We start from the raw sequence: 13,349 nt of genomic DNA, 5'->3' as shown, positions 1-13,349 counted from the left end.
TGGGGCAGGCCGGACGGGCGCTCCGGACGCCGCGACGCGACGCCCCCGGGGAGTTTGCTCACGTCCGTGCGCGGCTACTGATGATCTTGCGCTGGACGGACCAGCGCAAGACGGCTAGACCGTCGTGCACCGGAGGTCACCCATGAGCATCGGTGGAGTTCTCCTCGCGATCCTGATCGGCTTCGTCGCCGGCCTGATCGCCCGCGCCGTCGTCCCCGGCAAGCAGGACCTCGGCCTCGTCGCCACCCTCCTGCTCGGCCTCATCGGCTCGGTGGTGGGCAACCTGGTCTTCAGCCTCGTCCAGGGCGACGGGCTGCAGTTCGACCTCGGCGGCTGGTGGGCGTCGATCGTGGGCGCCGTCCTGGTGCTGGCGATCTACGTCGCCGCCACCGGCAAGCAGCGCCGCGTCACCCGCTGACCCGCCGCCCGCAGGCGGGCACCAGCAGCTCCTCCGAGGGCCCGGCCGCGAGGCCGGGCCCTCGGCCGTCCTGCGGTGGACTCAGCCGCGGGTCCAGCTGCCGACGTCGACCGCCACGGTGACCCCGACCGGCTCGGGCAGCGTGGCCACCCGGGCGGCCAGCTCCCCCGCGGTGAGGTGCCGGGCGTGCGGCCCCATGCCGACCAGCGTCCGGACCGCGGCGTGGTCCAGCTCCAGCACCGACCGGTGGCCCGCCGTCCCGGCCGGGTGCAGGTGTGGCTCGAGGGCGGCGGCCAACCGGTCGGCCTTGGCCGGGTCGACGCGCAGCAGACCCAGCGGGCCGATGAGCTCGGCCAGGTGGTCCGTGGCGGGGGTCACCACCACGAGCCGGCCGTCCGGGGCCAGCACCCGGGCGGTCTCCGCGCCGTTGCGCGGGGCGAACACGACGAGCACCCGGTCCACGGCGGCGTCCTGCACCGGCCAGCACGCCCAGGAGTCGGCCACCACCGCCATCGCCCGGGGATGCGCTCGGGCCGCCCGGCGAGCGGCGTAGCGAGAGGCGTCCACCACCACCCCGACGGCGTCCGGCGCGCGGTCCAGCACCCCGGCGAGGTGGGCGCCGGTGCCACCGCCCAGGTCGAGCAGGGTGCGCGGCGACCCGGCGAGGGCGGCGTCGGCCAGGGCCGCGGTGATGCCGGCGTAGTGGCCGGCGGCCAGGAAGTCCGCCCGGTCGGCCACCATGCTGGCGGAGTCGCCCTCGTGCGGGCTGCCGCCCGGCGGCAGCAGCGTGACGTGGCCCTGCCGCGCCCGGTCGAAGGCGTGCCCGGCGGCGCAGCGGAGGCCGGCCGGGTCGGTGGTGAGCTGCCGTCCGCAGACCGGACAGGCGAGCAGGGCGACCGCGGCCGGTGGGAGCGGGGGCGGGCTCACCGGCGCGGCGGGCGCACGGGCAGCCGGTGCAGTGCGACGTCCCGCAACTGCCCGGCCTCGGCGGTGGCGGTGAGGTAGGTGGCGAACGGCTGGCGGCGCCGGTCGGTGGGCGACCCGGGGTTGAGCAGCCGGAGCCCGGTGGGCGCGGTGGTGTCCCAGGGGATGTGGCTGTGCCCGAACACCAGGACGTCGGCGTCCGGGAACCGCGCCGCGCACCGCTGCTCCCGGCCCTTGGCGTCCCCGGTCTCGTGCACCACCGCGAGCCGGACGCCGTCGAGCTCCACCCGGGCGACCTCCGGCAGCCGGTCCCGCAGGACCCCGTGGTCGTTGTTGCCGTGGACCCCCACCAGCTGCCGCGCCCGCTGCGTCAGCTCGTCGAGCAGCGCCACGTCCACCCAGTCGCCGGCGTGCACCACGACGTCGGCCGCCTCGATCCGGTCCCAGAGCGGATCGGGCAGGTCACGGGCGCGCTTGGGGACGTGGGTGTCGGCGATGAACACCACGGAGACCGGCACGACGCCATCGTCGCAGCCGCCCACCACCTCGGAGGCGGGCGCCGTCAGTCGTGGACGGGCGACTCGTGGCTGCTGTGGCCGGGTGACTCGAGCTGGAAGGTGCAGTGCTCCAGGTCGAAGTGGTCACCCAGGCAGTGGCAGAGCGCGTCGAGCACCCGGCCGCCGTGCCCGTCGGCCAGCGCCTCGTCGCTGACGACCACGTGGGCGGAGAGCACCGGCAGGCCGGAGGTGATCGTCCAGGCGTGCAGGTCGTGCACGTCCAGGACGCCGGGGACACCGAGCACGTGGTCGCGGACCTGCTCGAGGTCGACCCCCTTGGGCGCCGCCTCCAGCAGCACGTCCAGCGCCTCGCGCAGCAGCGACCAGGCGCGGGGCAGCACGAGTGCGCCGACGGCGAACGAGGCGACGACGTCGGCGCCGGTCCAGCCGGTGGTGAGGATGACCACGGCGGCGACGATCACCGCGACCGACCCCAGCGCGTCGCCGAGCACCTCGAGGTAGGCGCCGCGGGTGTTCAGCGACTCGCGCTGGCCGGACCGGAGCAGGGCCAGCGACCCGAGGTTGACCGCCAGGCCGACGAGGGCGACGCCGAGCATCCAGCCCGAGTCGATGTCCGGCGGGTCGCCGATCCGGCGGACCGCCTCCACGACGACGTACCCGCCGACCGCGAGCAGCAGCAGGCCGTTGCCGACTGCGGCGAGGACCTCCATCCGCTGCCAGCCGAAGGTCCGCCGGCCGCGGGCGGGGCGCTGGGCCAGGGTGACGGCACCCAGGGCCATCCCGATGCCCAGCGCGTCGGTGGCCATGTGGGCGGCGTCGGCGAGCAGGGCCAGCGAACCGGAGATCAGCGCGCCGATGAGCTCGAACACGAAGACCGAGCCGGTGAGGACCAGGACGATCGCCAGCCGCCCGCGGTGCCCCGCGGCCGTGGTGCCGGCGCCGTGCCCCGCACCGTGGTCGTGACCCATCGCCGTCCCCTCAGCCGATCCGCTTGCTCACATGCAGGGTGCCGCATGTGAGCGCAGAACGCCAGGAACGACTGGCCGCCCCCGGTCTCAGATCGCGACGCCGCGCTCGCGCAGCCACGGGAGCGGGTCGATCCGAGGGCCGTCCAGGCCGCCGTCGTGCACCTCGAAGTGCAGGTGCGGCCCGGTCGACTGCCCTTCGTTGCCCAACAGCGCGATGGTGTCGCCCGCCCGCACGGTCTGCCCCTCCTGGACCAGGATCTCCTGCATGTGGCCGTAGACGGAGACGTCGCCGTCGGCGTGCTGGATGTAGACCGCCAGCCCGAAGCCGCTGGCCGCGCCGGCACGGAGCACGACACCGTCCATCACGGCGTACTCCGGGGTGCCCAGCGGTGCGGCGAAGTCGATGCCGGCGTGCAGCGTGCCCCAGCGGGAGCCGAACTGGCTGGTCAGGCGCCCCTGCACGGGGAGCACGGCCTGGGGGCGAGCCGCCTCCGCAGCGGCCGCGGCGGCTGCCGCAGCCGCCTCGGCCGCGACCCGGTCCGCGTCGGCCTGCACCTGGGCCGCGGCGGCCTCGGCGTCCTCGCGCTGGGCACGGGTGGCGGCCATCTCCTGCAGCCGGGCGGCGGCCTCCTCACCGGTGAGCGCGGGCTGCTCGTCGGCGATCATCCCCAGCTCCTCGGCGACGCTGACCGACTCCCCGCCTGCCGCCCGGGCGACCGGGGACGGTGCGCCGGCGGCGGTGAGCCCCAGGCCGGCGACCCCGATGATCGCGGCGGCCACGAACAGCGCCGGACGGCCGCCGTGGCGGCGGCGGACGGCTCGACAGGAGGACAGCACGCGAGCCAGCACCTCGGTGCGGTCGGACGGCGGGGTGGCGACGGAGCCGCCCTCGGTGCCGGTGCCGGTCGGGCGCACCGTCCCCTCGTCGTCCAGCCGGTCGAGGTGTTGCGGGTCCATGCACCTGTCTTTCCGTCGGGGGCGATTCGAGTGGGGGCAGTGCAAAAGCGGGGCCCATGTAAACACGCCGTGATGGGTTCGAGATGTGAGCCGAGGGGTATGCACGACCGGTCAAGTGACTGAGGTCACAACACTTAGTGCCAAACGAACACCCTCTGTCACGTCATCACTGCGTGCTGCCGAGGAATCGAACGCGCCGTGACGGGTATGAGCGAGGAACGTCACGCCCCGGTGAACGGCCTGCTGACCCCCTCGCGGCCGTCCGGAGCACCCCTATCCGAGGAGTTCCCCCCATGCGCGCAGTCACCTGGCACGGCCGCGACGACGTCCGGGTCGACACCGTCCCGGACCCCGAGATCACGGACCCCACCGACGTGATCGTGCAGATCACCTCCAGCGGGGTCTGCGGTTCGGACCTCCACCTGATCGAGGTCATGGCCCCGTTCATGACCGTCGGCGACGTCCTGGGCCACGAGCCGATGGGCATCGTCCGCGAGGTCGGACCCGGGGTCACCGAGCTCAAGGCCGGCGACCGGGTCGTCGTCCCCTTCAACATCTCCTGCGGCACCTGCTGGATGTGCGACCAGGGCCTGCAGAGCCAGTGCGAGACGACGCAGAACCGGGAGCAGGGCTTCGGCGCCTCGCTGTTCGGCTACACCAAGCTCTACGGGCAGGTGCCCGGCGGCCAGGCCGAGTACCTGCGGGTGCCCTTCGGCAACACGCTGCCGATCAAGGTGCCGGAGGGGCCCGCCGACGACCGTTTCGTCTACCTCTCCGACGTGCTGCCCACCGCCTGGCAGGCCGTGCAGTACGCCGGCGTCGTCCCCGGCGGGTCGGTGCTGGTGCTCGGCCTCGGCCCGATCGGCGACATGGCCACCCGGATCGCCAAGCACCTCGGTGCGTCCCAGGTCCTCGCCGCGGACGTCGTGCCCGAGCGGCTGGCCCGGGCCCGCGCGAACGGGATCGACGTCCTGGACTCCACCGAGCAGGCCGACGTCGTCGCCTGGGTGCGCGACAAGACCGACGGCCGTGGCCCGGACGCCGTGATCGACGCCGTCGGCATGGAGGCGCACGGCTCCCCCGGCGCCAAGTTCGCCCAGAAGGCCAGCGCCCTGGTGCCCGACGCCATCATGGAGAAGGTCATGACGGTGGTCGGTGCCGACCGGATGGCCGCGCTCAACACCGCGATCGAGGCCGTGCGCCGCGGCGGCACCATCTCGCTGTCCGGCGTCTACGGCGGGGCGACCGACCCGATGCCGCTGATGCGGATGTTCGACAAGCAGGTCGAGCTGCGGATGGGCCAGGCCAACGTGTGGCGCTGGGTGCCCGACATCCTGCCGCTGCTCACCGACGCCGACCCGCTCGGCGTCGACTCCTTCGCCACCCACCGCGTGCCGCTGGAGCAGGCACCCCAGGCCTACGAGACCTTCCGGCAGAAGCAGGACGGCGCGGTCAAGGTGCTGCTGCAGCCCTGACCTGCACGTCCACGGGCCGCGCACGGGACCGCTGTCCCGGCGCGGCCCGTGGCGCGCGCGGCGACGTGACCAGCCTCATGTGCGTCGGGGGCAGCGCAACCGGTGTCGCTGCTCTTGGCTGGACCGGGGCGCCGTCCCCGCCGTCCCCGCACCGCCCCTGAGGAGCCCCGCCGTGCCCCGCGCACTGCTCGCCCTGTCCATCGGTGCCTTCGGCATCGGCACCTCCGAGTTCGTGATCATGGGCATGCTCCCCCAGGTGGCCGACGACTTCTCCGTCTCTGTCGCCGCGGTCGGGATCCTGATCAGCGCCTACGCCCTCGGGGTCGTCATCGGGGCACCGACGCTGACCGCGCTGGGCGTGCGGTTCACCCCGCGGCAGACGCTCATCGGGCTGATGCTGGTCTTCACCGTCGGCAACACCCTCTCCGCAGTCGCCCCGACCTACGAGACGCTGATGGCCGCCCGGGTGGTCACCGCACTGGCGCACGGCTCGTTCTTCGGCGTGGGGGCCGTCGCAGCCCGAGGGCTGGTGGCCAAGGAGAAGGGCACCCAGGCCATCTCGCTGATGTTCGTCGGGCTGACCCTGGCCAACGTCATCGGCGTCCCCATCGGCACGTTCGTCGCCCAGCAGCTGAGCTGGCGGCTGGTGTTCGGTGGCACCGCGGTCATCGGGCTGCTCACCATCGCCGGGCTCATCGCCTGGCTGCCCCGGGTGGCCGCCGCGCCCACCGACCTCCGGCAGGAGCTGGGCGCCTTCCGCCGCCGTCAGGTCTGGCTGACCCTCGGCGTGACCACCATCGGCTTCGCCGCGCTGTTCTCGGTCTACAGCTACGTGAGCCCGATCCTCACCGACCTCGCCGGGATGCCCGAGAGCCGGGTCACCGTCGTGCTCGCGCTGTTCGGGGTGGGCACCACCGTGGGCACCCTGCTCGGCGGCCGGCTGGGCGACCGGTACGGGTTCGCCTTCGTCACCGTCGGGCTGCTGGTCACCGCCGCGCTCCTCGCCGTGTTCACCGTCGTGGTGGTGAACCAGGTCGCCGCCGTCGTCCTGCTCGTGCTCTTCGGCGCGATCACCTTCTCCGGCGGGCCGGTGGTGCAGAACCGGGCCATCGAGGCGGCCCGGGTCCAGGGCGGCAGCATGGTGTCGGCAGCCAACCAGGGCGCGTTCAACGCGGCCAACGCCCTGGGCGCAGCCCTGGGCGCGGCCACCCTCACCGCCGGCTGGGGCTACCGCGCGCCGATGTGGGTGGGGGCGGTGCTGGCGCTGCTGGGCGCAGGTCTGTCGGTGATCGCGCTGCGCAGCCAGCGGGCCGAGACGGCCCGCGACGCCGCCGGAGCGACGGTCGCGACCCCGATGGCGAACCCCGTCCCGGTCCGCGCCGCCTGACGGTGTGCACGCCCGCCGCCCGCGGGTAGGCACCGCCCATGACGACGACAGCCGAGAAGTCCGGTCAGTTCGCCCTCGGTGACCGCACGGTGCACCGCATCGGCTACGGCGCCATGCAGCTCGCCGGCCCGCACGTCATGGGCCCGCCCGCCGACCGGGACGGCGCCGTGGCGGTGCTGCGCCGCGCGGTGGAACTGGGCGTCGACCACATCGACACCAGCGACTACTACGGCCCCCACGTGACCAACGAGATCATCCGCGAGGCGCTGCACCCCTACCCGGAGCAGCTCACGATCGTCACCAAGGTCGGTGCCCGGCGGACGCCGGAGGGCGACTGGCCCGAGGCGCTGGGCGCCGACGAACTGCGGCAGGCGGTGCGCGACAACCTCGACCACCTGGGGCTCGACGTCCTGGACGTGGTGAACCTGCGGATGCCCGGGTTCGCCGAGCCGGTGCAGCGCTCGCTGGCCGAGCCGATGGAGGCCCTCGCCGGCCTCCAGCAGGAGGGGCTGGTCCGGCACATCGGGATCAGCAACGTGACGCCGCAGATGTACGCCGAGGCCCGCGGCATCGCCCCGGTGGTCTGCGTGCAGAACCACTACAACCTGGTGCACCGGGCCGACGACCCGCTGGTCGACGCCCTGGCCCGGGACGGCGTCGCCTACGTCCCGTTCTTCCCCCTCGGCGGCTTCAGCCCGATCCAGTCGGCGGCGCTGGAGACGGTGGCCCGCCGGCTGGAGACCACCCCCATGCAGGTGGCGCTGACCTGGCTGCTGGCCCGCTCCCCCAACCTGCTGCCCATCCCGGGCACCTCCTCGGTCGCCCACCTGGAGCAGAACCTGGAGGCGGCGGCCCGGGTGCTCGGCCCCGAGGAGCTGACCGAGCTGGACCGGATCGGCGGTGACGGCACCCTCGACCCCGACCTCTGACCCGGTCCTCGCGGTCAGCTCGCGAGGTCGGCCTCGGCCGCCCGCTGCGTGAGTGAGGGGTTCTGGTCGTCCGGCTCGGCGCGTCCGCCCGTGTCGACGACCGAAACTGCTCACTCGGTGGGCGTGGCACGCCCGGCCTGGGAGTCGGGGTGCGGACGGCGCGGCTCGCGGATCCCGGCGGCGCCGTCGTCCACGGGCTCCGTGCGCACCACCAGGCTGTCCCACCGGTGCAGCACCGAGCCGGCGGCGGGTTCCTGCCCCACCACCCGGTACCGCCCCGGCCAGGTCAGCGCGCCCAGCGGTGGACCGTCCGGGTCCGGCTGGGCCAGCTCCACGCCGGCGGTGTTCGCCACCCGGCGGGCCGCCTGGACCTCCAGCCCGACGACCGACGGCACGAGCACCAGCTCAGCGTGGCGCTCCGTGCCGTCACGTCCCTCGCCGTCCATGCCGTCACGGTCCCGCGCGGGCCCGCCTGCCGGCAAGGGCGTTCAGCGGGCGCGCTGGACCCGGCCCTCGTCGAAGACCGGCTCGGGCACCTCTCGTACGTGCCCGTCGGCGCCGAACAGCAGGAACCGGTCGAACCTGCGGGCGAACCAGCGGTCGTGGGTCACCGCGACCACCGTGCCGTCGAAGGCGTCCAGCGCCTCCTCCAACGACTCAGCCGACAGCACGTCGAGGTTGTCGGTCGGCTCGTCCAGCAGCAGCAGGGTGGCGCCGGAGAGCTCGAGCAGCAGCACCTGGAACCGGGCCTGCTGGCCACCGGACAGCGAGCGGAACAGCTGGTCGCCGGAGGGGGCGAGCCCGTACCGGCGCAGCGCGGCCATCGCCCGGCCGCGGTCGACGCCCGGCCGCCCGGCCTCGCCGTGCCAGAGCAGGTCGACCAGTGTGCGGTCCAGCCACTCGGGGTGGGCGTGGGTCTGGGCGAAGAACCCGGGGACGACGCGCGCCCCGAGCCGCCAGTCACCGGTGTGCGCGACCTCCTGGCCGGCCAGCAGGCGCAGGAAGTGCGACTTGCCGGCCCCGTTGGACCCCAGGACGGCGACCCGGTCGCCGTACTCGACCTCCAGGTCGAAGGCGCCCATCAGCCCGGAGAGCTCCAGCTGCTCGGCGATCACCACCCGCACCCCGGTACGACCACCCCGCAGCCGCATCGCCACGTGCTGCTCCTTCGGCGGCTCCGGCGGTGCACCGGCCGCCTCGAACTTGGCCAGCCGGGTCTGCATCGCGTGGTACGTCGACGTCATGGCCGGGGAGTTCTTGGCCTGCTGCTGCAGCGTGCGGACCAGGTCGATCAGCCGCTCGTGCTCCTCGTCCCAGCGCTTGCGCAGCTCGGCCATCCGCTCGTGCCGGGCGGTGCGCGCAGCCGGGTACCCGGCCCAGTCGCCGCCGTGCACCCACGCCGTCCCGCCCTCCACGGTGACCACCCGGTCGGCGACCCGGGCCAGCAGCTCCCGGTCGTGGCTGACGAACAGCACCGTCTTGCGGGTCTCGATCAGCCGCTCCTCCAGCCACCGCTTGCCGGGGACGTCGAGGTAGTTGTCCGGCTCGTCGAGCAGCAGCACCTGGTCGGGGCCGCGGAGCAGGCACTCCAGGGCCAGCCGCTTCTGCTCACCGCCGGAGAGCGTGTTCAGCTCGCGGTACTTGCAGCCGTCGAAGGGCACGCCGAGCGCGGCGACCGTGACTGTGTCCCAGGTGACCTCGACGTCGTAGCCGCCGACGTCACCCCAGTGGGCCAGCGCGGTGGCGTAGGCCATCTGGGTCGGCTCGTCGTCGGCCTCCATCATCGCCAGCTCGGCGTCCTCGACGGCGTGCCAGGCCTGCCGGACGGCGGGCGGCGCGAGGTCGACCAGGAACCGCTGGACGGTGGTGTCGTCGCGCACCGAGCCGATGAACTGGCGCATGACGCCCAGCCCGCCGATGAGGGCCACCGAACCGGCGTCCGGCGTCAGGTCACCGCTGATGATCCGGAGCATCGTGGTCTTGCCGGCGCCGTTCTCCCCCACCAGCGCGGCGCAGGCGCCCTCCCCGATCCGGAAGGCGACGTCGTCGAGCAGCACCCGCCCGTCCGGCAGGGTGAACCGGATGCCGGTGACGTCGACGTAGCCCATGCCGCCATCATCGCCGACGGCGCCACCCGGTTCCGGCCGGTCAGCCCACCGGCCCCTGGAGGCTCAGTCCCTCGGCCGCCCGAGGCGGTGCCGGGCGAGCCGCTCGACCAGCTCGGGCAGCGCACCGGCGGGAGCGCCGCTGAGCTGCCGCCGGCACTCCTGGACCACGAGGCGGACCTCTTGCGGCCGCTCCCCGAACTCGTCGGCCAGCCGGTCGACGGCCAGGTCCACGGCGAGGTCGACCGACGGGTCCGGTGCGATGGTGTACAGCGCGGCCAACGGCATCGTGGGCCCTCCGGTGCTCGTGCCCCGCGCGCCGCCGACCGGCCCGTCCCCCCGGGGTCCTGCTCCGGCACCAGACTGCACCGTCGCCGGCGCACGCACCAGGGACCTAGGCCCCGGCCGGGCTACGGAGGACGCCGAGCTGCCCTGCTGCGACGGGCAGGTCAGCCGGAGAAGCCGTTCTCCCCGCGGTCGGTGCTGGCCACGGCGTCGCGCAGCAGCCGGTCGAGCGCCGCCGTGTCCACCCGGTCCAGGGAGGTGAAGCGGATGCAGCTCTTGCCGCAGGACACCGCACCCAGCTCTGCCGCCCGCGACTCGGCCAGGTAGGCGCCGTCCACGACGGCCGACACGTGGAGCGAGATGTGCCGCTGCTGCGCAGCCAGCCCGATCAGCGGCCACATCGTCGTCTCCTTCGCCGACCGCGGCCGGTAGGGCATCAAGCCGTACCCGAGCATCTGCCCGCGGCCCATCGGCACGAGCTGCCGGTCGATGCCGGGCGCGGCGGCCCGCACCAGCGCGTCGGTGGCCCGCAGTTCGGCCTCCCGCGGGCCGGCCGCGACGAACCAGGCGTCGACGTCCGGGTCGCCGTCGCTCACAGCACGCCGCTGAACAGCACCGCCCCGGCGGCCAGCAGCATCGCCGCCACGATGACCCCGGCGACCAGCCGCTGCCGACGTCGTCCTTCTGGGCCGAGATTGCCCATCCCCATCATGCGAGCACGGTACGACGTCAGCCGACGGGGACGGACTCCCGCCGTTCCCGGAGGAACTCCCCCGCGGTCACCGGCGGGTAGCGGGTGGGCCCGGCCGCTGCGGTGGGCAGCCGTTCGACGACGGCGAGCGGATCGGCGTCCTGGCGCAGTGCGAGGGAGAGCAGCTCCTCGGCCGGGGCCTCGACCGGCGGTGGCAGCACCCGGTGCGGCGCGGAGCGCCAGCGGTCGCCGGTCCAGCGGGCCAGCAGGTCGCCGGCGTTGACCGTGAGCGCACCCGGCACGTGCGGTGCGTCGACCCACGCGCCGTCCGGCGTGCGGATCTGCAGCCCACCCAGCCCGGCCTGGCGGTCGGTCAGCGTCAGGACGCCGGCATCGGTGTGCGGGCCGACCCGCAGCTGTCCCGGCGCGACCGATCCGACGGCCTCGCGTCCCGGGTGCCAGGTGAGGTCGGCGCACCAGGCGTCCGTGGGGCAGCGCGACACGAAGAAGTCGTCGTCCAGGTCCAGCGCCAGGGCGAGGACCCGCAGCAGCTCCGCGGCGAGCGCTGCACAGCGGACGGCGAAGGCGGTCGCGGCCGGCCGCAGGCTCGGGGTGCCCGCCGGCCAGGCACCGGGATCGGGTCGGGGCTCCGGGCCGAAGCCGAACTGCTCCTTGAGGTCCGGCGGCGGCGCGGACCTCCGGGCGGGACCCGGGGGCACCCAACCGCGCCCACCCGGGAAGCAGGCCAGCGCCGCCTTGGCGGCCGGCGGCTGCGCGAAGAAGGACCGCGCCTCCTCCCGCACGCAGCAGGTGAGGGCGGAGCTGATCGGGTGGCCGGTGAGCATCAGGACGCCGACCTCGCACAGGGCCCGGTCGACGTCGGTGGCCACCCGCCGCCGGGCGTCCGGGTCACCGGTGGTCCACGGGGCCAGGTCGACCAGCGGGACGGCGGTCATCGGCTTCCTCTCCCCGGGGAACCTGCGACGTTAGGGCCTCGTCGTTGCCTCCGGATGACGTCGCCGTGACGGTGCTGCAGGGTGAGGGGGTGCCCGAGTGCCCGACGCCCCGGCTGGTGCCGTTCGAGCCCGAGCTGCTGCCGCGGGTGCTGCCCTGGTTCGACCACCCGGCGGTGCAACGGCGGCTGGGCGGCCGCAGCTGGCCCGAGCGCGAGCTGGCGTTGCGCACCGCCGCCCGGGGCGAGGAGTTCCGCGGCCGGACCGTGCTGCGCGCGCACTCGTCCGTCGCGCTGGACGCGGACGGCGACCCGGTCGCGCTGATCGGCGGCGACGTCTACGACCGCTGGACCCAGTGGGACCCGGCCACCGGCCAGGTCACCGCCGTCGACGAGCGCCGCACGATGGGCGCCGCGTACGTGGTCGACCCGGCCCGCTGGCGCCGCGGGTACGGGTCGGCGACGCTGCGGGCCCTCGGCACGGCCGACGCGCTCGCCGACGTCGAGCAGTTCGTGCTCGGCATCGAGCCGGACAACACCGCCAGCCTGCGGACGGCGACCGCGGTCGGGTTCGACCCGCTCACCACCGAGCCCGACGCCGAGGACATGGTCTACCTGCACCTGGTGCGCTGACCGGACCGTGCGCGGGCCCGCACTGTCGGCACCGGCTGCCAGGGTGTCGGCATGACGGTGGAGCTGGCCCAGCTGCGGATGGCGGCGCAGCGGCTGATCGGTGGACGATGCCCGACCCCGGCCGAGGCGGTGCGCTGGTCGACCGCCGTCCAGGGGCAGGACCTGCCCGGCGCGCTCACCTCGGTCGCGCTGCGCACCGTCGGCGGCACCCGGGCCGCGGTCGAGGCTGCGCTGGACGCCGGCGAGGTGGTCCGTTCCTGGCCGATGCGCGGCACGCTGCACCTCACCGCCGCCGAGGACCTGCCCTGGATGCTGGAGCTGCTCGGCCCGCGGGTGCTGGCCGGCGCGTCCACCAGACGGGCATCACTGGGCATCACCGACGCCGAGATCGAGCGGGCACGGGAGCTGACCCTCGACGCGCTCAGCGGCGGTGGACGGTCGTCCCGGGCCGAGCTCCTCGCTACGATCTCGGCTGGCGGCGTGCCCACGACCGGTCAGCGCGGCTACCACCTGCTCTGGTACCTGTCCCAGACCGGCACGCTCGTGCTCGGCCCGACCGCCGACGGCGACCAGCAGTTCGTGCTGCTCGACGAGTGGGTGCGCGCCCCCCGTCGCCTGGAGCGCGAGGAGGCCCTCGGCGAGCTGGCCCTGCGGTTCTTCACCTCGCACGGCCCGGCGACCGTGAAGGACCTGGTCCGCTGGGCCGGGGTCCTCGTCCGCGACGTCAAGGCCGGGCTGGCGATCGCCGCACCGCAGCTGGAGCGCCTCGTCGTCGACGGCACGGAGCACTGGCTGGACCCGGCGACGCCCGACCGGCTGGCCGCCGCCCGCGCCGAGGCCGACGGCGTGCACCTGCTGCCCGGCTTCGACGAACTGGTGCTCGGCTACGCCGACCGCAGCTGCACCGTGCCGGCCGAGTTCGCCGACCGGATCGTGCCCGGCAACAACGGGGTCTTCCGGGCCACCGCAGTGCACCGGGGTCGCGTCGTGGGCGTCTGGCGGGTGGGCCGGGGCAAGGCCCGGCCGATCGAGCTGGAGCCGTTCACCGAGCTGCCCGCGGCGGTGCTGGCCGCCGTGCAGGAGCGGTACGCCGAGCTGCCCTGAGCT

General features: G+C 74.6%; 15 protein-coding genes. 6 read left to right on the top strand and 9 right to left on the bottom strand.

Going from position 1 to position 13,349, the window contains the following annotated elements; genetic code table 11:
- The first annotated feature begins 142 nt into the window (after positions 1-142).
- Positions 143-418, top strand: a complete 276-nt coding sequence (locus O2W18_RS05245; protein WP_269186500.1) for a GlsB/YeaQ/YmgE family stress response membrane protein — start codon at positions 143-145, stop codon at positions 416-418.
- 81 nt (positions 419-499) lie between these two features.
- Here the strand turns inward: O2W18_RS05245 and O2W18_RS05240 are convergent, their stop codons facing one another.
- From O2W18_RS05240 to O2W18_RS05225, 4 genes are all read right to left on the bottom strand, one after another.
- Positions 500-1,309, bottom strand: coding sequence for a putative RNA methyltransferase (locus O2W18_RS05240; protein ID WP_442929127.1), 810 nt, complete (start codon positions 1,307-1,309; stop codon positions 500-502).
- Between the two features lie 32 nt (positions 1,310-1,341).
- Entirely contained in the window at positions 1,342-1,860 is a 519-nt protein-coding gene (locus tag O2W18_RS05235) for a metallophosphoesterase family protein (RefSeq protein ID WP_269186498.1), read from the bottom strand.
- 44 nt (positions 1,861-1,904) lie between these two features.
- Positions 1,905-2,828, bottom strand: coding sequence for a cation diffusion facilitator family transporter (locus O2W18_RS05230; RefSeq protein ID WP_269186497.1), 924 nt, complete (start codon positions 2,826-2,828; stop codon positions 1,905-1,907).
- 87 nt (positions 2,829-2,915) lie between these two features.
- Positions 2,916-3,785 (bottom strand): M23 family metallopeptidase, encoded by an 870-nt coding sequence (locus tag O2W18_RS05225; protein ID WP_269186496.1) that lies wholly within the window; start codon positions 3,783-3,785, stop codon positions 2,916-2,918.
- Between the two features lie 293 nt (positions 3,786-4,078).
- Here O2W18_RS05225 and O2W18_RS05220 point away from each other — a divergent pair, with 293 nt between their 5' ends.
- The 3 genes from O2W18_RS05220 to O2W18_RS05210 all read left to right on the top strand — a co-directional run bounded on the left by O2W18_RS05220 (position 4,079) and on the right by O2W18_RS05210 (position 7,576).
- Complete coding sequence (locus O2W18_RS05220; RefSeq protein WP_269186495.1) at positions 4,079-5,260, top strand: zinc-dependent alcohol dehydrogenase; 1,182 nt, start codon at positions 4,079-4,081, stop codon at positions 5,258-5,260.
- A gap of 172 nt (positions 5,261-5,432) precedes the next feature.
- The gene (locus O2W18_RS05215) at positions 5,433-6,647 is read left to right on the top strand and encodes an MFS transporter (protein WP_269186494.1); all 1,215 of its coding nucleotides are present in this window, start codon (positions 5,433-5,435) and stop codon (positions 6,645-6,647) included.
- 38 nt (positions 6,648-6,685) lie between these two features.
- The gene (locus O2W18_RS05210) at positions 6,686-7,576 is read left to right on the top strand and encodes an oxidoreductase (protein ID WP_269186493.1); all 891 of its coding nucleotides are present in this window, start codon (positions 6,686-6,688) and stop codon (positions 7,574-7,576) included.
- Between the two features lie 110 nt (positions 7,577-7,686).
- Here O2W18_RS05210 and O2W18_RS05205 read toward each other — a convergent pair whose 3' ends face one another.
- The 5 genes from O2W18_RS05205 to O2W18_RS05185 all read right to left on the bottom strand — a co-directional run bounded on the left by O2W18_RS05205 (position 7,687) and on the right by O2W18_RS05185 (position 11,613).
- Positions 7,687-8,022, bottom strand: coding sequence for a PASTA domain-containing protein (locus O2W18_RS05205; RefSeq protein WP_269186492.1), 336 nt, complete (start codon positions 8,020-8,022; stop codon positions 7,687-7,689).
- 42 nt (positions 8,023-8,064) lie between these two features.
- Entirely contained in the window at positions 8,065-9,684 is a 1,620-nt protein-coding gene (locus O2W18_RS05200; RefSeq protein WP_269186491.1) for an ABC-F family ATP-binding cassette domain-containing protein, read from the bottom strand.
- 63 nt (positions 9,685-9,747) lie between these two features.
- Positions 9,748-9,969: a hypothetical protein gene (locus O2W18_RS05195; RefSeq protein WP_269186490.1), complete on the bottom strand. Its 222-nt coding sequence runs from the start codon at positions 9,967-9,969 to the stop codon at positions 9,748-9,750.
- A 161-nt stretch (positions 9,970-10,130) separates the two neighbouring features.
- A complete protein-coding gene (locus O2W18_RS05190; RefSeq protein WP_269186489.1) occupies positions 10,131-10,562 on the bottom strand; it encodes a DUF1801 domain-containing protein in 432 nt (143 codons plus the stop codon).
- A 133-nt stretch (positions 10,563-10,695) separates the two neighbouring features.
- Positions 10,696-11,613, bottom strand: a complete 918-nt coding sequence (locus tag O2W18_RS05185) for an isopenicillin N synthase family dioxygenase (protein ID WP_269186488.1) — start codon at positions 11,611-11,613, stop codon at positions 10,696-10,698.
- A gap of 65 nt (positions 11,614-11,678) precedes the next feature.
- Here O2W18_RS05185 and O2W18_RS05180 point away from each other — a divergent pair, with 65 nt between their 5' ends.
- Together O2W18_RS05180 and O2W18_RS05175 are read left to right on the top strand one after the other, a co-directional pair.
- Positions 11,679-12,242: a GNAT family N-acetyltransferase gene (locus O2W18_RS05180; protein WP_269186487.1), complete on the top strand. Its 564-nt coding sequence runs from the start codon at positions 11,679-11,681 to the stop codon at positions 12,240-12,242.
- A 51-nt stretch (positions 12,243-12,293) separates the two neighbouring features.
- On the top strand, positions 12,294-13,346 hold the full coding sequence (locus tag O2W18_RS05175) for a winged helix DNA-binding domain-containing protein (RefSeq protein ID WP_269186486.1): 1,053 nt from the start codon (positions 12,294-12,296) through the stop codon (positions 13,344-13,346).
- Positions 13,347-13,349: the final 3 nt, after the last annotated feature.

Origin of the sequence: Modestobacter sp. VKM Ac-2983, from assembly GCF_026967885.1 — a bacterium.
In the GTDB taxonomy this organism is placed as follows: domain Bacteria; phylum Actinomycetota; class Actinomycetes; order Mycobacteriales; family Geodermatophilaceae; genus Modestobacter.
The sequence above is the reverse complement of the archived record's forward strand: the minus strand, read 5'-3'. Positions and strand labels throughout refer to the sequence as shown.